The 23,387-nt window shown below is 74.2% G+C and carries 26 protein-coding genes; 11 read left to right on the top strand and 15 right to left on the bottom strand.

Going from position 1 to position 23,387, the window contains the following annotated elements:
- Positions 1 to 103: 103 nt before the first annotated feature.
- The 4 genes from FHS88_RS01890 to FHS88_RS01875 form a co-directional block, all read right to left on the bottom strand.
- Positions 104 to 661, bottom strand: a complete 558-nt coding sequence (locus FHS88_RS01890) for a hypothetical protein (protein WP_184480722.1) — start codon at positions 659 to 661, stop codon at positions 104 to 106.
- 207 nt (positions 662 to 868) lie between these two features.
- Entirely contained in the window at positions 869 to 2,104 is a 1,236-nt protein-coding gene (locus FHS88_RS01885; RefSeq protein WP_184480720.1) for an argininosuccinate synthase, read from the bottom strand.
- A gap of 158 nt (positions 2,105 to 2,262) precedes the next feature.
- Entirely contained in the window at positions 2,263 to 2,985 is a 723-nt protein-coding gene (locus tag FHS88_RS01880; RefSeq protein WP_184480718.1) for a superoxide dismutase, read from the bottom strand.
- Positions 2,986 to 3,100: 115 nt separating this feature from the next.
- A complete protein-coding gene (locus FHS88_RS01875; RefSeq protein ID WP_184480716.1) occupies positions 3,101 to 3,427 on the bottom strand; it encodes a TIGR02300 family protein in 327 nt (108 codons plus the stop codon).
- A 121-nt stretch (positions 3,428 to 3,548) separates the two neighbouring features.
- Here FHS88_RS01875 and aroA point away from each other — a divergent pair, with 121 nt between their 5' ends.
- The 4 genes from aroA to FHS88_RS01855 are packed head-to-tail and all read left to right on the top strand — an operon-like array spanning position 3,549 to position 7,594.
- The gene (aroA, locus tag FHS88_RS01870; protein ID WP_184480714.1) at positions 3,549 to 4,895 is read left to right on the top strand and encodes a 3-phosphoshikimate 1-carboxyvinyltransferase; all 1,347 of its coding nucleotides are present in this window, start codon (positions 3,549 to 3,551) and stop codon (positions 4,893 to 4,895) included.
- A 36-nt stretch (positions 4,896 to 4,931) separates the two neighbouring features.
- A complete protein-coding gene (gene cmk / locus FHS88_RS01865; protein ID WP_184480712.1) occupies positions 4,932 to 5,579 on the top strand; it encodes a (d)CMP kinase in 648 nt (215 codons plus the stop codon).
- Positions 5,580 to 5,636: 57 nt separating this feature from the next.
- A complete protein-coding gene (locus FHS88_RS01860; protein ID WP_184480710.1) occupies positions 5,637 to 6,809 on the top strand; it encodes an ABC transporter permease in 1,173 nt (390 codons plus the stop codon).
- Positions 6,809 to 7,594, top strand: a complete 786-nt coding sequence (locus tag FHS88_RS01855) for an ABC transporter permease (RefSeq protein WP_184480708.1) — start codon at positions 6,809 to 6,811, stop codon at positions 7,592 to 7,594. Before FHS88_RS01860 ends, FHS88_RS01855 begins: the two co-directional genes overlap by 1 nt.
- Positions 7,595 to 7,602: 8 nt before the next feature.
- Here the strand turns inward: FHS88_RS01855 and FHS88_RS01850 are convergent, their stop codons facing one another.
- Both FHS88_RS01850 and FHS88_RS21025 read right to left on the bottom strand, forming a co-directional pair.
- Entirely contained in the window at positions 7,603 to 8,220 is a 618-nt protein-coding gene (locus FHS88_RS01850) for a hypothetical protein (protein WP_184480706.1), read from the bottom strand.
- 245 nt (positions 8,221 to 8,465) lie between these two features.
- Entirely contained in the window at positions 8,466 to 8,948 is a 483-nt protein-coding gene (locus FHS88_RS21025) for a zinc-ribbon domain-containing protein (RefSeq protein ID WP_184480704.1), read from the bottom strand.
- Between the two features lie 77 nt (positions 8,949 to 9,025).
- On the opposite strand from FHS88_RS21025, the gene FHS88_RS01840 reads away from it, so the two are divergent.
- From FHS88_RS01840 to FHS88_RS01825, 4 genes are read left to right on the top strand one after another with little or no spacing between them, the layout of a single operon-like run.
- A complete protein-coding gene (locus FHS88_RS01840) occupies positions 9,026 to 9,700 on the top strand; it encodes a cell division ATP-binding protein FtsE (protein WP_184480702.1) in 675 nt (224 codons plus the stop codon).
- Positions 9,693 to 10,550 (top strand): cell division protein FtsX, encoded by an 858-nt coding sequence (locus FHS88_RS01835; protein ID WP_184480700.1) that lies wholly within the window; start codon positions 9,693 to 9,695, stop codon positions 10,548 to 10,550. The genes FHS88_RS01840 and FHS88_RS01835 overlap by 8 nt, the downstream gene beginning before the upstream one ends.
- Before the next feature lie 25 nt (positions 10,551 to 10,575).
- Positions 10,576 to 11,196, top strand: coding sequence for a YdcF family protein (locus tag FHS88_RS01830; RefSeq protein ID WP_184481307.1), 621 nt, complete (start codon positions 10,576 to 10,578; stop codon positions 11,194 to 11,196).
- Complete coding sequence (locus FHS88_RS01825; RefSeq protein ID WP_184480698.1) at positions 11,193 to 11,978, top strand: lysophospholipid acyltransferase family protein; 786 nt, start codon at positions 11,193 to 11,195, stop codon at positions 11,976 to 11,978. Before FHS88_RS01830 ends, FHS88_RS01825 begins: the two co-directional genes overlap by 4 nt.
- A gap of 48 nt (positions 11,979 to 12,026) precedes the next feature.
- Here FHS88_RS01825 and FHS88_RS01820 read toward each other — a convergent pair whose 3' ends face one another.
- Positions 12,027 to 12,602, bottom strand: a complete 576-nt coding sequence (locus tag FHS88_RS01820) for a gamma-glutamylcyclotransferase (protein ID WP_184480696.1) — start codon at positions 12,600 to 12,602, stop codon at positions 12,027 to 12,029.
- 68 nt (positions 12,603 to 12,670) lie between these two features.
- Here FHS88_RS01820 and FHS88_RS01815 point away from each other — a divergent pair, with 68 nt between their 5' ends.
- Positions 12,671 to 13,750 carry a DUF2125 domain-containing protein gene (locus FHS88_RS01815; RefSeq protein ID WP_184480694.1) on the top strand — a complete coding sequence of 360 codons (1,080 nt, stop codon included), beginning with the start codon at positions 12,671 to 12,673 and terminating at the stop codon, positions 13,748 to 13,750.
- Between the two features lie 555 nt (positions 13,751 to 14,305).
- Positions 14,306 to 14,695 (top strand): hypothetical protein, encoded by a 390-nt coding sequence (locus FHS88_RS01810; RefSeq protein WP_184480692.1) that lies wholly within the window; start codon positions 14,306 to 14,308, stop codon positions 14,693 to 14,695.
- Between the two features lie 22 nt (positions 14,696 to 14,717).
- On the opposite strand, the gene metW is transcribed toward FHS88_RS01810, so the two are convergent.
- Together metW and FHS88_RS01800 are read right to left on the bottom strand one after the other, a co-directional pair.
- Entirely contained in the window at positions 14,718 to 15,320 is a 603-nt protein-coding gene (metW, locus tag FHS88_RS01805) for a methionine biosynthesis protein MetW (RefSeq protein WP_184481305.1), read from the bottom strand.
- A gap of 268 nt (positions 15,321 to 15,588) precedes the next feature.
- Positions 15,589 to 16,788, bottom strand: a complete 1,200-nt coding sequence (locus tag FHS88_RS01800) for a hypothetical protein (RefSeq protein WP_184480690.1) — start codon at positions 16,786 to 16,788, stop codon at positions 15,589 to 15,591.
- 218 nt (positions 16,789 to 17,006) lie between these two features.
- Between FHS88_RS01800 and FHS88_RS01795 the strand changes: the two genes are divergently transcribed.
- Entirely contained in the window at positions 17,007 to 17,294 is a 288-nt protein-coding gene (locus tag FHS88_RS01795) for a hypothetical protein (RefSeq protein WP_184480687.1), read from the top strand.
- Between the two features lie 16 nt (positions 17,295 to 17,310).
- Here FHS88_RS01795 and FHS88_RS01790 read toward each other — a convergent pair whose 3' ends face one another.
- The 6 genes from FHS88_RS01790 to FHS88_RS01765 all read right to left on the bottom strand — a co-directional run bounded on the left by FHS88_RS01790 (position 17,311) and on the right by FHS88_RS01765 (position 23,262).
- A complete protein-coding gene (locus FHS88_RS01790; protein ID WP_184480685.1) occupies positions 17,311 to 18,282 on the bottom strand; it encodes an acetamidase/formamidase family protein in 972 nt (323 codons plus the stop codon).
- Between the two features lie 13 nt (positions 18,283 to 18,295).
- Positions 18,296 to 19,342, bottom strand: a complete 1,047-nt coding sequence (gene corA, locus FHS88_RS01785) for a magnesium/cobalt transporter CorA (protein ID WP_184480683.1) — start codon at positions 19,340 to 19,342, stop codon at positions 18,296 to 18,298.
- A 93-nt stretch (positions 19,343 to 19,435) separates the two neighbouring features.
- Entirely contained in the window at positions 19,436 to 20,104 is a 669-nt protein-coding gene (mtnC, locus tag FHS88_RS01780; protein WP_184480681.1) for an acireductone synthase, read from the bottom strand.
- Positions 20,105 to 20,132: 28 nt separating this feature from the next.
- On the bottom strand, positions 20,133 to 20,672 hold the full coding sequence (locus FHS88_RS01775; RefSeq protein ID WP_184480679.1) for a 1,2-dihydroxy-3-keto-5-methylthiopentene dioxygenase: 540 nt from the start codon (positions 20,670 to 20,672) through the stop codon (positions 20,133 to 20,135).
- Entirely contained in the window at positions 20,669 to 21,283 is a 615-nt protein-coding gene (locus FHS88_RS01770) for a methylthioribulose 1-phosphate dehydratase (RefSeq protein WP_184480677.1), read from the bottom strand. Before FHS88_RS01770 ends, FHS88_RS01775 begins: the two co-directional genes overlap by 4 nt.
- Entirely contained in the window at positions 21,280 to 23,262 is a 1,983-nt protein-coding gene (locus tag FHS88_RS01765) for a TRAP transporter permease (RefSeq protein ID WP_184480675.1), read from the bottom strand. The genes FHS88_RS01770 and FHS88_RS01765 overlap by 4 nt, the downstream gene beginning before the upstream one ends.
- Between the last annotated feature and the right edge of the window lie 125 nt (positions 23,263 to 23,387).

The following is a 23,387-nucleotide window of genomic DNA, read 5'->3' as shown; positions in this document are numbered from 1 at the left end:
GGCTGCCGTCCCAGGTTGCGGCGGGCCCTCATGCCGGCGCGCAGGGCCGCTGCGCGCGGAAGTAGGGGTGGCTGCCTGGCGGACAAGGGTCCGGCGGCGCGGGTCAGAACGGCCGCCCGGCCAGCGACTGGCCGATCCACGGCGCGACGGCATTGGCGAGATGCGCGAACAGCGCCGCGTCGTCCGTGCCGTGGCGTTCGCAGCTCAGCATGGCGGTCCAGACCACGCGGCCCGAGGCGCGCTCCCGCAGGTCCACGATGCCGGAGACGCGCAGCGTCGGGATGCGGCGGCCGCCCATGCGCGGCAGGTCGTGCGTCCAGGAGAGGTCGTCGCCCTCGCGGAAGGCGCGGCCCTGCATGGTGTCGCCGAAGCCGCCGAAATTGTCACCCTCGGCCGAGATGCCGCCGCGCCAGGACAGGATGTAGGGCGCGTTCGCATCCACCCGCCGGCCGGCATTGGCGAGCGCGTCGAGCACGGCGGCGCGCAGGCGGCGCTCGTTCTCGGTCTGGGCGCGGTCGGGCACCGCGATGGCGGCGTTGCGAGGCACCGGGGCGAAGGCGTTGGCGGACAGGCGCCCCGGGCAGACGGATTGCGCGAGGGCCGGCGTGGCGGTGGCAAGCAGGGCGGCGAGGAGGATCGGACGCAGGACAGTGGCGCGCATGGGGTCTCCCCGTCGGGCGGCGTTGACCGCAGCCTAGAGGAGAGGGGCGCGGGGTGGGAACCGCGGGGCGGAACGGGCCCGGGCGCTGGCCGGCGCGAAGCCGGATGCCGGTGGAGAAGGTCCGGACCCCCTCGCCCGCCGGAAAGGGTGCCGGATGGCCCGGGAAGGGAGGGCCGGGGAAGCGCGGCCTCTCCCCCGGCCCGCGCGTCAGAGCGCCCCGCCGCGCCGGCCCGCCATCGCGCCGAGCCGCAGCCGCAGCGCGTTCAGCTTGATGAAGCCCTGGGCGTCGAACTGGTCGTAGGCGCCCTGGTCGTCCTCGAAGGTCACGTGCTTCATCGAGTAGAGGCTGTTGGGCGACTGGCGGCCCGTGACGATGGTGTTGCCCTTGTAGAGCTTGAGCCGCACCGTGCCGGAGACGCTCTTCTGGCTCTCGTCGATCAGCGCCTGCAGCATCCGCCGCTCGGGCGCGAACCAGAAGCCGTTGTAGATCAGCTCCGCATAGCGCGGCATCAGGCTGTCCTTGAGGTGCGCGGCCTCGCGGTCGAGCGTGATGGATTCCATCGCGCGATGCGCGACATGGAGGATGGTGCCGCCCGGCGTCTCGTAGCAGCCGCGGGACTTCATGCCGACGAAGCGGTTCTCCACCAGGTCGAGCCGGCCGATGCCGTTCTCGCGGCCGAGCGCGTTCAGCCGCGTCAGCAGCGTGGCCGGCGACATGCGTTCGCCATTGATGCCGACGGCGTCGCCGCGCTCGAACTCGATGGTGATCTCGGTGACCTCGTCCTTGGCGTCCATCGGGCTGATGGTGCGCTGCCAGACCATCTCGTCCGGCGCGTCCCAGGGCTCCTCGAGGATCTTGCCCTCGCTGCTGCTGTGCAGGAGGTTTGCGTCCACGCTGAAGGGCGCCTCGCCGCGCTTGTCCTTGGCGATCGGGATCTGGTGCGCTTCGGCGAACTCGATCAGCCTGGTGCGGGAGGTGAGATCCCATTCGCGCCAGGGCGCGATCACCTTCACGTCGGGCTTGAGCGCGTAATAGGACAGCTCGAACCGCACCTGGTCGTTGCCCTTGCCGGTCGCGCCATGGGCCACGGCATCGGCGCCGACGGCTTCGGCGATCTCGATCTGGCGCTGGGCGATCAGCGGCCGGGCGATCGAGGTGCCCAGCAGATACGTCCCCTCGTAGAGCGCGTTCGCGCGGAACATCGGGAAGACGAAGTCCTTCACGAAGGTCTCGCGCAGGTCGTCCATGAAGATGTTCTCGGGCCTGATGCCGAGCAGCAGCGCCTTCTCGCGCGCGGGGCCCAGCTCCTCGCCCTGGCCGAGATCGGCGGTGAAGGTCACCACCTCCGCGCGATAGGCGGTCTGCAGCCATTTCAGGATCACGCTGGTGTCGAGCCCGCCGGAATAGGCGAGCACGACCTTCTTCACGTCCTTCACGCGCATCGGGCGCTCCCAGGTCTCGGAAAACCGGGGCGGTATGACGCCGGGGAACGAAGGACGCAAGGCGGGGGGAGAATGGAACGTCTCCCCCCGGAGCCGCCCTCAACCTCCTTTTGAACGGGGCTGCGGGCGCCGGAGAGGTCTCCCCGCCCGGCCATTCGTCAAATCCGGAGCGTGCCGTTCCGCGCCGCCTCGTAGCGCGCCGCGATCCTCTCCCAGTTCAGCACGTTCCACCATGCGGCGAGGTAGTCCGCCCGGCGGTTCTGGTAGCGCAGGTAGTAGGCGTGCTCCCACACGTCGTTGCCCATGAGAACGCGCCCGCCTTCCATCAGCGGCGTGTCCTGGTTGGGCCGCGTCACGATGGACAGCCCGCCCGCCGGCGTGACCGCGACGAACACCCAGCCCGAGCCGAAGACGCGCATGCCCGCGGCGTTGAAGTCCGCGCGGAACTTCTCCATGCCGCCGAGGTCGCGATCGATCGCGGCCTTGAGCTCGCCCGAGGGCTCCCCGCCCTGGCCGCCCATGATCTCCCAGAACATGGCGTGGTTGGCGTGCCCGCCGCCATTGTTGCGGATGGCGGTGCGCACCGTGTCCGGCACCTGCGAGAGCCGCATCAGCAGGTCGTCGAGCGGCATCTGCGCCAGCGCGGAATGCTCGCGCAGCGCGGCATTGAGGTTGTTCACATAGGCCGCGTGGTGGCGCCCGTGATGGATCTCCATCGTCAGGGCGTCGATCGCCGCCTCGTTGGCGTTCGCCGGATAGGGCAGCGGGGCGAGCGTGTGCGGGCCCGCGGGCGCCTGGGCGAGGGCCGGGCGGCGCGCCGCGGCAAGGGCGGCGAGCCCGGCGGCCCCGAGCATGAGGCCGCGGCGGCTGGTCTGGTTCATGGCATCTCCCCTTCGTGCCGGATGGCGGGGGAGAGGTGGGCGGCCGGACCGGCCGGCGCAACGGGCCGCCGGCCTGTGCCCCGTGGACGAAGGCCGGGCCTTCGTCCGCCGGGGATCAGTTCTCCTCGTCGCGGTCGGCCTCGACCTCGATGTCCTCGCCGATGCCCTCGGCGTCGTCCTCGAGCTCCTCGGCGTCCTCGATCGCCTCGTCGCCCTCGACGTCCTCCACCTCGATGTCGTCGGCCTCCACATCCCCCGCGGCGGCGCGCTTCTTCAGCTTCTCGTCCGGGGCGGCGGTGGCCGCGGCGCGGCGCAGGCGGGGCTGCTCGGCCGGCTGCTCGGTGCCGCATTTCGGGCAGACGGCGGGCGTGCGGGCGAGGTCGTAGAAGCGCGTGCCACAGGCGACGCAGGTACGCTTGAGACCGAGTTCGGGCTTGGCCATCCGGCAGACCTCAATGGGCGACCTGCCCGCGCGCAGGCCTGGCGTGGCGGCTTCGCGCGGACCGGTCCGAAACGGGTGCGGCGCATTGCCACGCGATGCCGGGCCATGTCAAACGCCGCCCATGGCTCATTCCGAACCCCGCCCCTTCCGGGCCGCCGCGCCGTCCGCCCCGCTGGCCGGCAGGCTCGGCGTGCCCGGCGACAAGTCCATCAGCCACCGCGCCCTGATGTTCGGCGCCATCGCCGTCGGCACCACCGAGATCGCGGGCCTGCTGGAGGGCGAGGACGTGCTGCGCACCGCCGCGGCCATGCGCGCGCTCGGCGCGGAGGTCGAGCGCACCGGCCCCGGCGCCTGGCGCGTGGCCGGGCGAGGCGCGGGCGGGCTGGTGGAGCCGGCCGATGTGCTCGACATGGGCAATTCCGGCACCGCGGCGCGGCTGCTGCTGGGGCTGCTCTCGGGCCACCCGCTGTTCGCCGTGATGACCGGGGATGCCTCCCTGCGCCGCCGCCCGATGAAGCGCGTGACCGACCCGCTCTCGGCCACCGGCGCGCAGTTCTGGACGCGCGAGGGCGGGCGCCTGCCGCTCGCGGTGCGCGGCGCGGCCGACCCGCTGCCGATCGACTACGTGCTGCCGGTGGCCTCGGCCCAGGTGAAGAGCGCCTGCCTGCTCGCCGGCCTCTGCGCGCCGGGCACCACCCGAGTGGTCGAGCGCGAGCCGACCCGCGACCACACCGAGAACATGCTGCGCCATTTCGGCGCGACCGTCGCGGTCGAGGACACGCCCGAGGGCCGCGTCGTCACGCTGGAGGGCCAGCCGGAACTGGCCGCCGCACCGGTGCTGGTGCCGGGCGATCCCTCCTCCGCCGCCTTCCCCATCGTCGCGGCGCTGCTGGTCCCGGGCTCGCGCGTGGTGGTGGAGAATGTCGGGCTCAATCCGCTGCGCACCGGCCTCTTCACCACGCTGCGCGAGATGGGCGCGGCGCTCAGCATCGAGAATGCGCGCATCGCCGGCGGCGAGCCGGTGGGCGACATCGTCGCCGAACATGCCGAGCTGCGCGGCGTCGAGGTGCCGCCCGGCCGCGCGCCCTCGATGATCGACGAATACCCGGTGCTGGCCGTGGCCGCCGCCGCGGCGCGCGGGGTGACGCGCATGCGCGGCCTCGCGGAACTGCGGGTGAAGGAGAGCGACCGCCTCTCCGCCACCGCCGCCCTGCTGGCGGCCAACGGCGTGCGCGCCGAGATCGAGGGCGACGACCTGATCGTGCACGGCACGGGCGGGGCCATCCCCGGCGGCGGCACGGTCGAGACGCACATGGACCACCGCATCGCGATGGCCGCGCTGGTGATGGGCCTTGCCGCCCGCGCCCCGGTCGCGGTGGACGATGCGGCCTTCATCGACACCTCCTTCCCCGGTTTCGCGGCGCTGATGAACGGCCTGGCCGGCGGCGCGGCGATCGGGCCGGCCTGAGGCGATGCCACGATCCGCCGGGGCCGCGCGCGCGCCATGACGCAGGGCGCGACCGTCATCGCGGTGGACGGGCCCGCGGCGGCGGGCAAGGGCACGCTGGCCCGCCGCCTCGCCGAGGCGCTGGGCCTGCCCTTCCTCGACACCGGGCTGCTCTACCGCGCCGTCGGGCGGCGCGTGCTCGATGCCGGGGCCGACCCGCGCGACGCCGCCATTGCCGAGGCCGCCGCCCGCGCGCTGACGCCGGCCGACCTCGAACGGACCGACCTGCGCGGCCCGATGGCCGACATGGCGGCGAGCGCGGTGGCCGCCATCCCGGCGGTGCGCGCCGCGCTGCTTGACTTCCAGCGCGCCTTCGGCCGCGCGCGCGGCGCGGTGCTGGACGGGCGGGACATCGGCACCGTCGTCTTCCCCGATGCGCGGGTGAAGCTGTTCGTCACCGCCAGCGTGGAGGAACGCGCCCGCCGCCGCTTCCTGGAACTGCGCGGCCGCGGCGTGGCCGCCGACCCCGCGCAGGTGGAGGCCGAGATCCGCGACCGCGACGCGCAGGACGCGAACCGCCCGGTGGCGCCGCTGCGCCCGGCGGAGGATGCGGTGATCCTCGACACCACCGCGCTCGATGCCGAGGCGGCCTTCGCCAAGGCGCTGGCGCTGGTGCGCGAGAGGCTGGACGCGGGCCGGGCCTGACGCGCTGCGGCGCGCCGCGGTATAAGCCCGGGGCCCCAACGGGACCGCCGCACCGGCATGAAACGCTCCACCGCCGCGCTGCTCACCGCGCCGCTGCTGATCTTCCTGCTGCTCGCCTTCGTCGCGCCGATCATGGCCTTCCTCTGGCGCGGCGTCTCGGATGCCGAGGTGCGCCCGGTGCTGCCGCGCACCGTCGCCGCGCTCGCGCAATGGGACGGCGCCGGCCTGCCGGGCGAGGAGGCCTTCGCCGCCCTCGTCGCGGATCTGCGCGAGGCGCGCGCGGGCAATGCCGCCGGCCTCGCCCGCGCCGCGACGCGGCTGAACGCCGACCAGCCCGGCCTGCGCGGCCTGCTGCCCATGACCGCCCGCCGCCTTGCCGCCCCCTTCGACGGCCCGGCGCACGAGGCCGTGCTCGCGGTCAGCGAGGACTGGGCGCAGCCCGAGACCTGGGGCGCCATCCGGCGCGCCGGCGGGCCGCTTTCCGCCTTCCATCTGCTCGCCGCGCTCGACCTGCGCCGCGACGCCGCCGGGGCGCTGGTGCAGGCGCCGGAGGAGAGCCGCATCTTCCGCGCCGTGCTCGCGCGCAGCCTCTGGATCGCGCTGCTGGTGACGGCCTGCTGCCTCGCGCTCGGCTGGCCGCTCGCCTGGCTGATCGCGACCGCCCGCGGCTGGGTCGCGACGGCGCTGCTGGCGGCGGTGATGCTGCCCTTCTGGATCTCGCTCGTGGTGCGCACCGCGGCCTGGATGGTGCTGCTGCAGCGCGAGGGCGTCGTCAATGCCGCGCTCGGGGCCTTCGGGATCGGGCCGCTGCCGCTGATGATGAACCGCTTCGCCGTGGTGCTCGGCATGGTCCATATCCTGCTGCCCTTCATGGTGCTGCCGCTGGTCGCGGCCTTCCGCGCGCTCGACCCGCGCCTGCCGCGCGCGGCGGCCTCGCTCGGCGCGGCGCCGTGGCGGGTGTTCCTGCGCGTGACGCTGCCGCTCGCCCTGCCGGGGCTCGGCGCGGGCTGCCTGCTGGTGTTCATCCAGGCGCTCGGCTTCTACGTCACGCCGGCGCTGCTCGGCGGGCCGAACGACCAGATGCTCGCCTGGTTCGTCGGCTTCTATGCGACGCGCAGCGTGAACTGGGGGCTCGCCGCCGCGCTCTCGATCCTGCTGCTGGTCGCGGTCGGGCTGTGCGTGGCGCTCTACGGCAGGCTGGCCGGCTTCCGCCGGCCGGGGGCGGCGTGATGGCGCGCGCGGCGCTGTGGGCGGCAGGCGTGCTGGTGGCGCTGTTCCTGCTGGCGCCGATCCTCGCCATCCTGCCGCTGTCCTTCTCGGCCGGGTCCTTCCTGTTCTACCCGCTGCCGGGGCTGTCGCTGCGCTGGTATGCGGATTTCTTCGCCTCCGACTTCTGGCTGCCGGCGCTGTGGAACTCGCTGGTGATCGGGCTGGCGGCGGCGGCGCTGGCGACGCTGCTCGGCACGCCGGCCGCCTTCGGGCTGTGGCGCATGAAGGGCGCCTTCCGCGCGGTGGCGCTCGGCGTCGTGCTGGCGCCGATGGTGGTGCCGGTCATCGTGGTGGCGGTGGCGCTGCTGCTGGCCTTCGGGCCGCTCGGGCTGGTGGCGACGCATGCCGGGCTGATCATCGCCCATGCCGCGCTCGGCGTGCCCTTCGTGGTGGTGACGGTGCTGGCGTCCCTGGAGGGCTTCGACCCGGTGCAGTTGCGCGCGGCGGCGGCCTGCGGGGCGGGGCCGCTGCGGGCCTTCTTCCGCGTCTGCCTGCCGCAGATCGCGCCGGGCGTGGCGGCCGGCGCCGTCTTCGCCTTCGCGACCTCGCTGGACGAGGTGGTGGTGGCGCTGTTCATCGCCGGGCCGGCGCAGCGCACCCTGCCGCGGCAGATGTTCGCCGGGCTGAACGACCAGATCAGCCTGACCACCGCGGCGGCGGCGGGGCTGCTGGTGCTGGCCTCGGTGCTGCTGCTGCTGGTGGTCGCCTGGCTGCAGGCGCGCGGGGCGCGGCGCGGCGGGGGCTGAGCCGGGGATCAGCCCCGCGCGCGGCGCCGCGCGGCGGCGAGGCCGATCAGCCCCGGGCCGAACAGCGCGAGCGACATGGGTGCGGGCACCGGCGTGCCGCGCTCGCCCTCGAGGCGGAAGGCGGCCGACTGGTCCTCGTGGAAGCGGTTCCCCTCCTGATACAGCGACCGCCCCGGATTGGCGTAGCCGGGCACGCCGAGGTTCTCCGGGTTGTAGAAGCTGATGAAGTAGGTCCCGGCCCCGAGCGCCCAACCGCCGGCCGGCGCCACGCTGACCAGCGTGGTGTCGAAGGGCGTGTCCTGCGTGATCAGCTCGGCAGCCGCGAAGACCTGGGAGAACAGCGCCGCGTCCGGCCGCCCGTCCTCGACCCCGTGGATGCTCACCGTGACGTCGGTGGGGAAGTAGTAATTGGACAGCACGGCGAAGGTGATGCCCTGCACCACCGCATCCTCGCCCAGGGTGAAAAGGTCGAAGATCCGGAAATCGCCGAAGCAGGAGGAGCACCAGGCGTTCTGCACGGGCTCCACCGTGAGGTCCGGGATGGACTGGAAGAGCACGGCCGCGCGGGCCTGCGGCGCCGCCGCCATGCCGCCGACCAGGGCCAGAACGAGGAACAGACGCCGCATCACCGTCTCCTGCGAATCCCTCTGCCGCCGCCGGGAAATCCTCCGGGCCGCCCGGCTTCCTGGCCGCCGCGACGACCGCCTCGGGACCAGGCGGCCACAACTCCCGATTGCGCACTGCCGACCAATAGGCAACTCGCATGCCGCGCGGACAGACCTTTGAAAAATCAGCCATTCCGGTATCGCGTCAGCGTGAGCGGGCGGCGAGTGTAAGGAATCCCGACACCCTGACCGCCGGGGCGGCGCGGTCAGGACAGGCCAAGCGCCGCGAACAGCCGCGTGCTTGGCGGCCAGGCCTCCATGACCCGCGCCCGGAAGACCACCAGCGCCAGGGCGCCGAGCACCACCACGGCCACCGAGGCCGCCCAGGCCCAGGCCAGGGCGTCGGGCGGCGGGGCCTCCTCCACGCGGCGGGCGAGGGGCTGCGGCGCGGGCTCCTCGGGCGCCGGGGTCGTGGCCGGCACGGCGGGCGGGGCCGTATGCTCAGGCGCGGCGGGCTCCGGCGGAAGCGGTTCGGGTGGGGCGCCGGCCGTGCTGTCAGGCTGCGGCGGCGGGGATGGCGGGGCGGCGGGCTCGGGTTGCGCGGGCGGCTCGGCCGGGGCCGGCGCGGCCTGCGCGGGCAGGGAGAAGCTCGCCCCGCAGCGCGCGCAGCGCAGCAGGCGCGGCGCCCCGGCGAGCAGCCGGTCCGGCACCTCGTAGGCGGCCGCGCAGGCGGGGCAGGCGATGCGCATGGCCTTCCTATCCTCCTCCCGCGGCCCGGCGGCAAGCGGTGGTTGAGGGCGGGCGCGCGTGCAGGCACAACATCCCCATGGTGCGCTTCTCCCGCGTGGCCCTCGCCTATCCCGACGCACGCGGCCGCCCCGGTCCGGAGGTTCTGCGCGACCTCTCCTTCACGCTCGGTGAAGGCTCCTTCACCTGGATCCTCGGGCCTTCCGGCGCGGGCAAGACCTCGGTGCTGCGGCTGATGCAGGCGGCGCTGCGCCCGACGGCGGGGGAGGTCGAGCTGCTCGGCATCCCGCTCTCGCGCGCGCGGCGGCGGGATCTGCCGCCGCTGCGCCGGCGCATTGGCACCGTGCACCAGGAGTTCCGCCTGCTCTCCCACCTCTCGGCCTGGGACAATGTGGCGCTGCCGCTGCGCCTCGCCGCCATCCCGGAGAGCACGGTGCGCGAGGATGTCGCCGAGCTGCTCGACTGGATCGGCCTCACCGGCAAGGAGGACCGCCGCCCCGAGGAACTCTCGGGCGGCGAGCAGCAGCGCCTGACCATCGCCCGCGCCGTGGTCACGCGGCCGGCGCTGCTGGTGGCCGACGAGCCGACCTCCGAGCTCGACGCGAGGCAGGCGCGCCGCGTCCTCGCCCTGCTGACCGAGATGAACCGGATGGGCACCACCGTCGTGGTCGCGACCCATTCCGAGGACCTGCCCGAGCGCCATCCCGCCCGCATGATCGCGCTCGAGGGCGGGCGGCTGGTGGCCGATGGCTGAGCGCCGCCGCCGGCTCGCCCGCGACCCGCTCGGCCTGCGCCGGGCGCTGGCCGACCGGCTGCTGATCGGCCTGGTCGCGGCGATGGCGCTGCTCGCCGCGCTCGCGCTGGCCGGGCGCTCGGGCGCCGACCGCCTGGCCCAGCGCTGGCGCGAGGGCGCGGCCGCCGCCGTCACCGTGCAGGTGCCCCAGCCGAGCCCCGAACGGATGGAGCGCGCGCTCGCCGTGCTGCGCCGCCAGCCCGCGGTCGCCGAGGCCACCGCGGTGGACCCCGCCCGCATGGCCGAGCTGCTGCGCCCCTGGCTCGGCGGCGCGGAGGGCCTGCCGGTGCCCGGCGTGATCGAGATCCGGCTGGCCGACCTCTCGGCGGACACGGTGCTGCTGGGCGATGCGGTGGCCGCCGAGGTGCCCGGCGCGGTGACCGAGGCGCATGGCGTCTGGGTCGGCCACCTCGCGGCCCTGGCCCGCGCGCTGGAGGGCCTTGCCTTCGCCGTGCTCGCGCTGGTGGCGGGGGTGGCGGCGGCGGTGGTCGGCGTGGCGGTGCGCGCGGGGCTCTCGGCGCGGCGGGATGCGGTGCTGGTTCTGCACGGGCTCGGCGCGACCGATGCCGATGTCGCCGGCCGCTTCGCCCGCCGCGCGGCCTTCCTCGCCGGGATGGGCGCGGCGGGGGGCACGCTGCTCGCGCTGCCGGCGCTGGCGGCGCTGACCAGCCTCGCCGGGCCGCTCGCCGAGGGCCTGTCCTGGCACGGGCTGCCTTGGCTCGACCTCGCGCTCGTGCCGCTGATGGCGGCCGGTGTGGCCTGGCTGTCCACCCAGGCGACGGTGCGCCGCTGGCTGCGGCGGCTGCCGTGAGCCGGAGGCGGCTGCCGTGAGCGAGATGGCGGCGGCGCCGGGCCGCCGGTTGCGGTGGCTGCTGCTGCCGCTGGTGCCGCTGCTGCTGCTGCTCGCGGGCTTCGTCGCCTTCGTCGCGCGCGCGCTCGATCCGCCGCCGCCGCCGGGCGGGCGCAGCGAGGCGATCGTGGTGCTGACCGGCGGCAGCGAGCGCGTGGCCATGGGCTTCCGCCTGCTCGCCGAGGGCCGCGCGGACAGGATGCTGATCTCGGGCGCGCATCCCGAGGCGGGCCTCGCCGAGATCGCCGCGGCCGCCGGGCTCGACCCCGCGCCCTTCGCCGGCCGTGTGACCATCGGCCATGCGGCGGCGACCACCCGCGGCAATGCCGCCGAGACCGCCGCCTGGCTGCGGGCCGAGCCGGCGCGCTCGCTGCGCGTGGTCACCGCCGGCTACCACATGCCGCGGGCGATGCTGGAGCTGCGCCGGGCGCTGCCGGGGGTGGAACTGCTGCCGCATCCGGTGCCCTCGGCGGCGCTGCGCGCGCCGGGCGCGCTGTGGCGGCCGCGCATCTGGGGCCTTCTGTCCGGCGAATACGGGCGCTACCTGCTGGCCCGCGCCGGGCTCTCCGCCCTGGCGCCGCCGCGGCGGGAGGCGCGGGAGGGATGACCATTCTGCGCTCGGCGCTGTTCAATCTGCTGTTCCTGGGCGGCTCGGCGGCCGCGGCGGTGGCGGCGCTGCCGCTGCTGCTGGCCCCGACATGGGTGGCGATCGGCTATGTGCGCGCCTGGTCGCGGCTCGTGATCGGGATGCTGCGGGTGATCTGCCGCATCCGCGTCGAGGTGACGGGGCTCGAGCGCATCCCGCCGGGCGGCGCCATCATCGCCGCCAAGCACCAGTCGGCCTTCGACACGGTGGTCTGGCTCGCGCTGCTGCCCGCACCGGTCTACGTGTTGAAGAAGGAACTGCTGGCGGTGCCGGTCTGGGGCTGGTTCGCGCGGCGCTGCGGGCATGTCGGGGTGGACCGCGCGGGCGGCGGGGCGGCGCTGCGGCGCATGGTGCGCGAAGCGGTGGCGAGGCTCGCCGAGGGCCGGCCGGTGGTGATCTTCCCCGAGGGCACCCGCACCGCGCCCGGCCAGCGGCGGCCCTACCAGCCGGGCGTTGCGGCGCTGGCCGCGGCGGCGCGCGTGCCGGTGGTGCCGGTGGCCACCGACAGCGGCATCCTCTGGGGGCGCAGGGCCTTCCTCAAGCGGCCGGGGACCATCCATGTCGCGGTGCTGCCGCCGCTGCCGCCGGGCCTGCCCCGCCCTGCGCTGATGGCGGCCCTCGAAGAGGCGATCGAGGCCGAGACGGACCGGCTCTGCGGGCCTGGCCAGGCTGTGGAAAACTCTGGGGAAAGCGGGCCTGTCATTCCTCATTCCGACCGGGAGCGGGGCCCATCAACCATCTGAAAACACGCCGTTTTGCTTCGGCGCACGGCCCGTGTGGATGAACGGCGCTCACCCCGCCGGCAGCAGCCCGGCGATGCGATCGAGCCCGGCATCGCGCACCCCCATCTCGCGCAGGTGGCGCAGCGTGTTCAGCAGGTACTCGCGGTTGGGGCCCATCTGGCCGTGGCCGGCGGCGATCGCCGCCGCCGCGCGCTCGGGCGAGAGCCGCCCCACGTAAAGACGGCAGCCGCGGTTCGCGACATAGGCCACGGCCCGCACCATCCGCCCGGAATCGAGCAGCCGCAGCGGCAGCATGCGCCGGTGATAGACCTGCTCCGCCCCGTCCGGCAGTTCGCGGTCGTCGAGATAGGCGAGGACCGCCGCCGCCTCGCGCCCCGCCACCCGGTAGGCGAGGCCTCGGCAGGCGCCGCCGCGGTCGAGCCCGAGCACGAGGCCCGGGCGCTCGGGCGTGCCGCGATAGCGGTGCGACCACAGGCAGAAGCGGCGATGGAAGCCGCGCAGCAGCGCCGGATGCGCCGCCGCATGGGCGAAGCCCGGCCGCCAGATCAGCGAGCCGTAGGCGAAGATGTAGAGATGCCCGTCCGCATCGAGGCAATCGCCGATCGCGTGATCGTCGTGGCGCATGGCAGGTTCCGCAGGAAGCCGCGCGGGCGTCGCGCCGCCGCGGGCGCGGCGCTATACCGCCCGCCGCCATGAGCGCCAAGGCCGAGACGCGACGCCCCTCCCGACGCCGGCCGCTGCGCGGCGCGGCGCTGACCCTGCTGGTGCTGCTGGCGCTGGCGGCCGGCGCGCATGCGCTCGCCTGGCGCTGGACGACGGATGCCATCGCCGCCGGGCTGGCCGACTGGACGGCGCGGCAGCGCGCGATGGGCTGGACGGTCGAGCACGGCCCGCCGGCGCGCGCCGGCTGGCCCTTCGAGGCGCGGATCGAGCTGGCGGCGGTCACGGTCTCCGGCACCGCGCCCGCCCTGCCCCGCGGCTTCACCTGGGAGGCGGCGCGCGTCGCGCTTGCCGTCGCGCCGCCGCGGCTCGACGCGCTGGCGATCTCCGCGACGGGCGCGCAGCGGCTGCGCCTGGATGCGGCGGTGGTGCCCTTCACGGCCCATGCGCTGCGGGCGCGGGTGCCGCTCGACCCCGCCGCGCCGGCCGGCAGCGGCGAGATCCTTGCCGAGGGGCTGGTCGCGATGCTGCCCGAGGGGCCGCTGGCCGCGGCGCGGATCGCCGCCGTGGCGGCCCCGCGGCCGCTAGATGGCGCGCTCGCGCTCTCGGCGCGTGCCGAGGATGTGCTGGTGCCGCCGGTGCCTGCCGCCGCCGCCTTCGGCCCGCGCATCGCGCAGGCCCGGCTGGAGGCGGCGATGACCGGGCCGATGCCGCCGCCCGGGCCGCCGGCGCGCGCCGCCGCGGCCTGGCGCGATGCCGGCGGCGCGATCGAGCTCGGCGGCCTCGCGCTGCGCTGGGGGCCGCTGGCGGCGGAGCTGAACGGCGTGCTGCGCCTCGACGCCGCGCTGCAGCCGGCGGGCGAGGGACGGCTCGCCGTCGAGCGGCCGCAGGAGGCGCTGGCCGCGCTGGTCGAGGGCGGGTTGGTGCCGAGGCGCGAGGCGGGCACGCTGCAGGCCGTGCTCGCGCTGACGGCGCGCGCGCCCGCGGGCGGCGGCGCGCCGCGCGTCGAGGTGCCGGTGAGCGTGGCGAATGGCGCCATCGCCGCTGCGAGGATCCCGCTGCTGCGCCTCCCGCCGCTCGCCTGGCCCGGCGCGGCGCCCCCCACGCGCTGACCGGCCGGCCGACCAGCGGCCACGCCGCGTGCGCGCGCACGGCGCAACGAGAGCGATGGCCGCGCCCTCGGTTGCGATGCGCGCAATCCCGGCGGCGCGGGGAACCGACGGAACGCACGGCCGCGCCATGCGGCATTGGTTCGATACCCGGCGGACAGATCATCACCCTTGCTCGCCGGGCGCGAGGACTGGGCGTGATGCGCGGCCGCCCGATCAGCGCCGCGCGCATCGCCGGCGGCGACTGGGTCCATTCTTTTCTTTCGACTGCTGGCATGAACGCCCCGCTCGGCGTGGCCTTTCAGGCCGCGCCGAAGTCCGCGGGCGACGTGGTCGACAGGCGCCCTGCCTGCGACGCGAATGCCGCGGAGCGACAGCGCGCGCGCATCATTTCGCCCCTCGCGCGAGCGATCGCGAGAGCCCCGTTAAAACGCCGTCAATGCGCGTGGATCGCCCGTGATGGCCCTGTCGCCTGCCGCCAGCGCAGCGTTAAAGGAAGTATCACCCACCTCACACCTCTGTTCGCTGACCGGTGGGAAGGGGCATCGAGAGACGCGCATGACGACCGACGATTCATGGACCAGATTGGCGGGCGAAAGCGCCGACAGGGACGCCATGGTGGCGATCCTCGCGGAGATCGAGGCGGAGTGCCGCCGGCTTGGCGAGGCCGAGGCCGCCAGCCACCTCGCCAGCGCCATGTTCCTGCTGCCGCTGCCCGGTTCCTCGGGCGCGCAGCTCCGCTCCGCGGCCGGCGGCAGGCGCGTGGCGCGCTGCGCGATGCTGCCGATGCTCGTCTATGTCGCCGCGGAATGCCGCCGGCTCGGGGAAGAGATGCCCGCGCGCCATGTGCTCGAGGCGATAAGCCTGCTCGCGCCGCAGGAGACGGGCGGGGGCCGGGCGCATCTCGCCCCGCCGGTCGCCGACCGCCCGGCCGCGCCGCTGCATTGAGGCGCGCCTCGCCGCGCGGTGGTCAGCCCGCGCGGCGCAGCTGGAACAGGGCCTGTTCGCCGAACAGGTTGGCGAGGCGCACCGAGCGCCGCCACGGCGCCTTGAGCCCGCGCTCGTCCACCGCGAGCCATTTCTCCACGCGGTAGCCCTCCATCTCGCACAGCGCCATGAAGTCGAGGATGGTGCAGGGGTGGATGTTCGGCGTCTCGTACCAGGGGCGGTTCCAGGTCTCGGTGTCCGGCATGCGGCCGCTGACGAGCAGGCGCCAGCGCATCTGCCAGTGGCCGAAATTGGGGAAGGAGACGATGGCATGCGCGCCGATGCGCAGCATCTGGCGCAGCACCTCGCGCGGCTTCTCCACCGCCTGCAGCGTGCGCGAGAGCACCACGTAGTCGAAGCCGCCATCGGGATAGAAGGCGAGGTCGTGGTCGGCATCGCCGTGGATGACCGCAAGGCCGGAGGAGACGGCCCTCGTCACCTCGGCCATGTCGATCTCGATGCCGCGCGCATCCGCGCCCTTCTCGCGCGCCAGGTGCTCGATCAGCGCGCCGTCGCCGCAGCCGATGTCGAGCACCTTCGCCCCGTGCGGGATCATCTCCGCGATCAGGCGGAGATCGAGGCGCATGTTCTTCGCGACGTAGCGGATGTCGGCGGGGGCTTCGGGCATGGGCGGCACTTCGGATCGCCTGGGGCGGAGGCCGGTCAGGCGGAAGCGCCGGACCGGGCGACGACGCTCGTGGAAACAACCGGCCGGAGCCGCCGCCGCGCGCGCGGTCGGACGGGAGCAGCCCCGGCACCCCGGGCGTAGTCGGGACAGGCCGCGATGTCCAGCACGACGGCGCCGCCTTGTGGTGCGGATGCCCGCAAGCGGGCGCGGCTGCCTCCCGCCCGTGTCAGTCGGAGGAGGTCACCGCCGGCGCCAGCGCGGCGAGGCGGCAGGCCGGGTGCGAGGGGTTGCGGAAGCGCAGCTCGCCCTCCGGCGCCGCGTCGGGCGGGGCCATGCCGAACATTTCCATGCGCGAGGCGCAGGCGGCGGCGACCACGCGCCGGCCCGCCGGCTCGGTGAGGAAGCGGCGCACCGCGCCTTCCAGTTCCAGGGTCTCGCGCAGCGAGCGCCATTCGGCGCGGTCGAGGTCGTCCACGAAGACCGAGAGGATGCCCGGCGCCGCGCCGCTCAGCCGCGTCTCGGCCGCGAGGCGCATGCGCGCGGTCACGGCCTCGGCCACCGCGTTCTCGCGCCCCGCCCGCGCGGCCATGACGAAGACGCTGCCGCCCTTGGGGTCGGTGGTGACGGCGAGATGCGCCTCCGGCCCGAACTGCGCGCGCAGGCTCTGCGGCAGCGCCGCGCCGGCCTGCGCGCCGGCCAGCACGAGCGGGTCGAGCTTCAGCACCGCGTCCGCGCTGCTGTCCTGCCGCTTCTGCGCGGCGAGCAGGGCCATGATCCGCTCCTGCAGCGCGAGCGCCTTGCCGGGCCCGTCCAGCCCCTCGGGCAGCGTCATCTTCAGCAGGTAGCGGCCGGGATGGGCGGCGAGCCAGGTCTGCAGCCCGGGATGCACGCGGTCCACCAGCGCGCACCAGTCGCCGCGATGCACGGGGCGGCCTTCCTCGGCCGAGACGGTCTCGCAGGCCACTTCCGCCACCGTCCCGTCGCGCGTGATGCGCAGGTCGAAGGGCGCCTCCTCCGCGAGGCCCGCGAACTCCACCGCAAAGCCGCGCGCGCGATACAGCGCGGCGCTGCGCAGCAGGTGGAACAGCGGCATCAGCGTCGCCTCGCCCGTCAGCCCCTCCTGCAGCAGGGAGCGCAGGCGCGCGCGGGGCCCCTCGGGCAGGCTGCGCGCGAGGCGCACGGCCTCGGCCGCGAAGGCGAGCACGCGGCGCTCCGCCGGGCTCGCCTTGGCGAGCGCCGCCTGGTCCGCGGCGCGCCCGATCGCGAGTTCGAGGGCATGACGCTGCTGCGCCGCGCGGCCCGAGAGCGGCCCGGCCTGGGTGCGGCGGGCGATGTCGGCGAGGCGGCGGGACCACGCGCGGCTGCCCACGAGGCGGACGAAGGCGGCGGGGACGGAGGCGGCGGGCTCAGCATCGGTGAACGGCATGGCGCAACCTTCGAACACGTTGCGGTCCCCGCGGCGCGCAGGCGCGCGGAACACCAAGGTTTGCCTAGCCCACCCCCGATCGGCCGGGCCGCGGCTGCGGCCGATGACGGGCCCGGTCTTGCCGCCGGTCGCCCCTTCCTAGCCCGCCGGCCCGGGGGCGCGTCAAGCGCCGCGGGCGCGGCAACCGCGCGTCAATGCTTTTCGCCCATGCTGGCGCGGTGCGCCCCTTGCTGGCCCTGCTTGCGCTCGCCGCCCTTCCCGCCTTCGCGCAGGAGGCACCCGCCTGCGGCCCGGAACGCGAGGGGCAGACCGCCTGCCTCGCCGGCAAGCTCTGCCTCTGCCGATTCGAGCGCGGTGGGCAGCTCACCGGCCGGGGCGACCGCTTCGCCTGGGATTGCGGCGCGCTCAGGCCGCTCTGCCCGCCGGAGCAGAACGTCGTGCAGCCGCCGGGCTGGATGCCGCCCGCCGGCATCTGGGTGGCGCCTGGGCCGAGGCCGCGGCACTGAAACCCCGCGCGGCGGATCAGAACAGCAGGCCCTTGCGCAGCATCCCGTGCACGCCCTTCTCCCCGTTCACCGTCTGGGTGACGCGGAAATCCACCGCCAGCGAGCAGAACTGGTAGGCATCGGCGTCCGAGAGGTTGGTGCGCGAGCAGATGAAGGCGATCATCTCGCGCAGCGCCTGCTTCATCGCGAGGTCGAGATCCTCGTGCATGCCCATGGTGATGTAGTGGGTCTTCGTCTCCGCGCGCGGCCACTTCAGCACCGGGTCCCGCGGCCCGCCGCCCTTGACGAGCGAGAGGCGGAAATGCCCGGTCAGGCACATCTCGAGCGCGTTGATGCAGACCTCGCCGTCGCCCTGCACGCCGTGGCCGTCGCCGGCCGAGAACAGCGCGCCCTCGTTGAAGACCGGCAGGTAGAGCGTGGCGCCCTCGGTCAGTTCCTTGTTGTCGAGGTTGCCGCCGATGGCGCGCGGCTCCTTGGTGTTGATCATCCCCCATTCGCGCGGCGGGGCCACGCCCATCACGCCGAAGAAGGGGGCGAGCGGCAGGTCCATCCCGCCCTCCTTCGGGCCGAAGGGCAGGCGGCAGGTCATGGCCTGCCGGTCAACCGGGATGTGCAGCGTGCGGCGATAGGGGAAGTCCTCCGGCAGCGTGCCGAAGAGCGGGCGGAAGCCGCAGAAGCCCCAGTCGGCGCCGAGCTCGATCCTCTCGATGTCCACGCGCAGCGCGTCGCCGGGTTCCGCACCGCGCACCTCCACCGGGCCGGTGATGATGTGCGCGCCGAGGCGCGGGAGCTTCGCATGGATCTCCCGCAACGCCTCGGGCACCGCCATCATCTTCTCCTGCGGCGGCATCACCTCCGGCCCGCCCGAGAGGCATTCGAGGATGACGACCTCGCCCGGGTCGATCGAGGCGACCGGCGGGAAGGAGGCGTCGAAGGCGCCCCAGCGGCAGGTGGCGACGGAGGCGGGGACGCGGGTCGGTTCGGCCATGTGCTTCGGTGTCCTACAGCCAGCCCTTGCGGCGGAAATAGACGATGGGAAGGATCGCGCTGACGATCATCATGACGACGGCGAGCGGATAGCCGTAGTCCCATTTCAGCTCGGGCATCAGCTCGAAGTTCATGCCGTAGATGCTCGCGATCAGCGTCGGCGGCATCAGCGCGACGGACGCCACGGTGAAGGTCTTGATGATGTTCGACTGCTCGGCGTTGATCAGGCCGAGCACCGCATCGAGCAGGAACTGCGCCTTGCTGTTCAGCACGTTTGCGTGGTCCACGAGCGAGCGCACGTCGCGCACCAGCGTCTTGAGGATGTGCTGGTTCTCCTTGCGGATCGCGCTCGCCTTCTCGGCGCCGACGAAGGTGAGGATCCGCGTCAGGCCGAGCAGCGTGTCCGAGGCCCGCATCGTCATCTCCCCGACCTGGCCGAGCGTGACCAGCGTCATCTTGAGCTGGTCGTCCTTGCGGTTGGCCTTGAGGTTGGCGCGCGCGGTGCGGAAGGTGCGCTGGGAGGCGCGGTCCATGTCGGCGCCGATCTTCTCGAGCACGTCGGCGAGGCGGTCCACGATCTGCTCGAACAGGTGCAGCATCACCGCATCGGCCGAGCCGAGGAGCTGCGCCGGCTGGCGCTGCGCCCGCGCGCCGAAGACCGAGAAGGCCTTGGGCGTGGCGTGGCGCACCGTGATCAGGGAGGTGTTGGTCAGCACGAAGGAGATCGGCGTGGAGGCGTATTCCCCCTGCTCGACCCCGTGCAGGAAGTTCGCGGTCAGGAACAGCGCGTCGCCCTCGCGGTAGAGGCGGGAGGAGCTCTCGATCTCCTGCATCTCCTCGCGCGTCGGCATCTCGATGGCGAGAGCGGCCTCGACGGCGCGGACCTCCTCGGCCGTCGGGTTGAGCAGGTCTATCCAGACCGCGCGGCGCAGCGCCTCCGGGTCCGCCACGGCGGCGGCGGCGGCGCGCGCCTCGGGCGCGGGCAGGGCGGCGGTCACGGCCGAGATGGCGCCGTCGCGCACGCGGCAGGCCCCGTCCTCGACCGACCAGGTCGTCAGCATGGCGGGCCTCCTGCGGTTCGGGTTGCGGGGTGCTGGGCGGGTTCTAGAGCAGATCGCGCGCGGGCGGTATCGGCCCCGCGCGCCTCGCGGGCATCACGCCGCGGGCAGGCCATGCAGGCGCGCGACGGCGGGGAAGTCCGCCGCTTCCGCATGCCGGCCCGAGGCGCGCGTGCCGTCCGCCGCGCGCACGAGCTGGCAGGTCATGAGGCCCGCCTCGCGCGCCGCGTCCAGCTCCTCCGCCACGTCGGAGAGGAACAGGACCGCGCCCGCATCAAGGCCGAGCGCGGCGGTGATCGCGGCATAGGAGGCCGCCTCCCGCTTGCCCCCGACCCTGGTGTCGAAGAAGCCCGAGAGCAGCGGCGTCAGGTCGCCCGCGACGGAATGGCCGAACAGCAGCCGCTGCGCCGCGACCGAGCCAGAGGAATAGATGGCGAGCCGCACGCCCGCCGCATGCCAGGCGCGCAGGCAGGGCGCGACATCGGGCCAGAGATGGCCCTTGAGCCGCCCGTCCTCGAAGCCCGCGCGCCAGATCAGCCCCTGCAGCGTCTTGAGCGGCGTGACCTTCGCGTCCTCCGCCATCCAGCGGCGCAGCGCGGCGCGCGGCTCCTCGCCCGGTGCGGTCGCGCGCACCTCCTCGAGGATGGCGGCGACCTCCGGCTCCCGGCCATGGGCGTCGAGGAAGGCGTCCAGCTCGGCCTCGGCGAAGGGGAAGAGCGTCTCCTTCACGAAGGCGATGGCGCTGGTCGTGCCCTCGATGTCCATCAGGACGCAGGCGGGCGCCGCCACGCGCTCAGCCCACCGTGACCGGGATGCGGGAGGCGATGTCCGAGCCGGTGTAGTGCGGCGTCCAGCCCGAGGTGTCGGTGAAGACGCGCAGCGCGGTGACGTGCGGCACCTCGCCCGCGTCGAACCAGTGCCTGGTGTTGGCGGGCACGCTGATCAGGTCGCCGCGGGTGCAGTGCGCGTCGTAGATCTTCCCGTCCACATGCATGACGAAGTTGCCCGCGCCCTCGTGGAAGAAGCGGACCTCGTCCTCGGTGTGGATGTGCTCGGAGAGGAACTTCGCGCGGATCGCGTCCTTCTGCGGGTGGTCCGCGGTCAGGCGGATGACGTCGGCGGTGCCGGCCTTCGTCTCCTTCAGGAAGGCGTCGAGATGCGGGCGATAGGCTTCGAGCACCGCATCCGGCTCGGCGCCGGCGGGCAGGTCGGCGACCGGCCAGCGCTCGAAGCGCACGCCGATGGGCGCGAGCGCCTCGGCGATCTTCGCCGCGTCGTCGGTCTTGAGGATCTCGGCGCCGGTGGCGGCGTCGCGGATGGTGAGCAGGCTCATCGCATGGGCCTCCCTTCCTCGAGGTGACAGAGCAGCATGAACTCGAGCGCCTCGAGCCGGGCCATCGCCGCGTCCATGCCGGGGCCCCATACATAGACCCCGTGGCCGCGGATCAAATAGCCCGGAGGGGGCTCGGGCGTGGCGTCCCACAGCGCATCGAGCGCGGCCTGCAGGCGGGCGATGTCCTGGTCGTTGTCGAGCACGGGCAGGTCCACCGCCGTCTCGTGCGTCGGCCCGCCGGGAAAGACCTTCAGCAGTTCGTAGCCCGCGAGGCGGATCGCATCCCCCGCCCGCCGCGAGAGCACGGTATTGGCGACCGAATGCCCGTGCAGCACCGCCCCCGCGCCGGGGAAGCGGCGGTAGATGCCGCAATGGAGCAGCGTCTCGTAGGAGGGGCGCGCGCCCGGCTCGATCGCCGCGCCGGCGGCGTCCACCGCCATCACGTCGCCCGCCTCCAGCATTCCCTTGTGCCGGCCCGACCGCGTGATGGCGATGCGGTCCGGCCCGAGCCGGACGGAGATGTTGCCCGCCGTCGCCGGCACCCAGCCCAGGGCGTCCATGCGCCGCCCCGCCGCGACGATCGCCGCGGCGGCCTCCGCCGGGATGCTCATGCGCGCGCAGCGCCCCGATGGGCGCGCGCCTGCCAGGCGATGATGAGCACCGCGGCGGCGAGGCCGATCAGGTCAGTGGCCCTCTCGGGCACCATCAGCGCCATGGCGGTGACGGCGGCGACGATGCGCAACGGCCAGGCGAGCGGCCCGCGCAGCATCCACCCTTCGGTCGAGGAGGCGAGCAGCCAGACCCCGAGCAGCGCGGTGGCGACCGCCTGGACCACCTCCATCGTGGTGCCGTGGCCGAGCAGGGCCGGCGACATCCAGAACATGTAGGGCACGATGAAGGTCGCGAGGCCGAAGCGCACCGCGGTCATGGATGTCTTCCACAGGTCGCCCCCGGCCATGCCGGCCGCCGCGAAGGAGGCCAGGGCGACCGGCGGCGTGATGGCCGAGAGCACCGCGAAGTAGAAGATGAACATGTGCGCGGCCAGCGGCTCGATGCCCATGCGCGTCAGGCCCGGCGCGACCACGGCGGCGGCGATGGCATAGGCGGCGGTGGTCGGCACGCCCATGCCGAGGATGATCGCCACCAGCATGGCGAACATCAGCGCCGCGATCGGCAGGCCCGAGGCGATCTCGAGCAGCAGGGAGGCGAAGCGGCCGCCGATGCCGGTCAGCCCGATCACGCCCGCGACGATGCCCGCCGCGGCGCAGACCGCGATGAGCTGCAGCACCTCCCGCACCGAGCCGTGCAGCGCGCCGTAGCAGGCGCGGATCGTCTCCACCACCGCGGCCGGCAGGGCGGCGACGGGGTTCTGGCCCTGGATCAGGACGCGGTGCAGCAGCGCCGTCACCGCCATGATGACGATGGCGAGCGCGATGCCCCAGGCCGCCGCCCGGAAGGGCGAGAAGCCCGAGAGCAGCATGACGATCAGGATCACGAGCGGGCTCAGCAGGTAGAAGCGCCGCGCGAGGTCCACGAGGCGCGGCAGTTCCGAGCGCGGCAGCCCGTGCAGCCCCGCCTTCCGCGCATGCAGGTCGCAATGCATGTAGACCGCGAAGTAGAAGAGCAGGGCGGGAATGATGCCGGCCAGCGCGATCTCGGTGTAGGGCACGCCCAGCACCTCGGCCATGATGAAGGCGCCCGCGCCCATCACCGGCGGCGCGAGCTGCCCGCCGGTGGAGGCGGTGGCCTCGACCGCGCCGGCCGTCTCGCGGTCGTAGCCGCCGCGCCGCATCATCGGGATGGTGAAGGTGCCCGAGGCCACGACATTGGCCACCGAGGAGCCCGAGACGGTGCCGAACATGAAGGAGGAGACGACGGCCACCTTGGCCTGCCCCCCGCGCGCCCAGCCGACCAGGCCCATGGCCAGTTCGTTGAAGTAGTCCCCCGCGCGGCTGGCCTGCAGGAAGGCGGCGAAGGTGACGAACATGATGATGAAGGTCGCCGAGACCTGCACGATCGTGCCGAGCACCCCGTTGTTGTTGAACAGTTCGGAGACCGCCTGTTCGAGCGGCACGCCGCGGTGGAACAGGATGCCCGGCATCCAGGGCCCGACGAAGACGTAGGCGATGAACACGCCGGCGATGATCGGCATCGCGAGCCCGGCCGTCCGGCGGGCGAATTCGAGCACGAGCAGGATGCCGACGCCGGCCGCGATCACGTCGGCCTGGTTCGGGCCCATGAAGGTCCGCATCTCGATCCCCTCGGCATCCGTGATGTAGTGCAGCGGGATGGCGAGGCTGGCGGCGATCAGCACGAGGTCGAGGATGCCGATGCGGCGGCGCGCGGCGCGCGGCGTGGCGGCGAAGGCGGCGAAGCCGAGCGCGGCGCCGACGAAGACGTGAACGGCGCGCGAGACGGTCGGGTCGAGCGGGGCGACCAGCAGGATCCAGAGGTGCCAGAGCACGAAGATCGCCGCCAGCGCGCGCCAGAGATGGCCGTGCCAGCCCTCGAGGTCGCGGCGGAGGGAGCCGAACTCCGCCTCCTCGGCGGCCGCGGCCGCGGCGCGCGCGCTTGTCTCGGTCTCAGCCATGCTGTTCCGCTCTCCCCAAAGCCAATGCGCCGGCCCTGTCAGCCAGGGTCGGCGCGCTGGCCGGCGCTTGGCGCCGGCTCACGTCTCCCGGCCGTCCCTTAGACCACAATCGGTCCCGCGGGAAC

Source organism: Neoroseomonas alkaliterrae (assembly GCF_014199195.1).
Taxonomy (GTDB): domain Bacteria; phylum Pseudomonadota; class Alphaproteobacteria; order Acetobacterales; family Acetobacteraceae; genus Neoroseomonas; species Neoroseomonas alkaliterrae.
The sequence above is the reverse complement of the archived record's forward strand: the minus strand, read 5'-3'. Positions and strand labels throughout refer to the sequence as shown.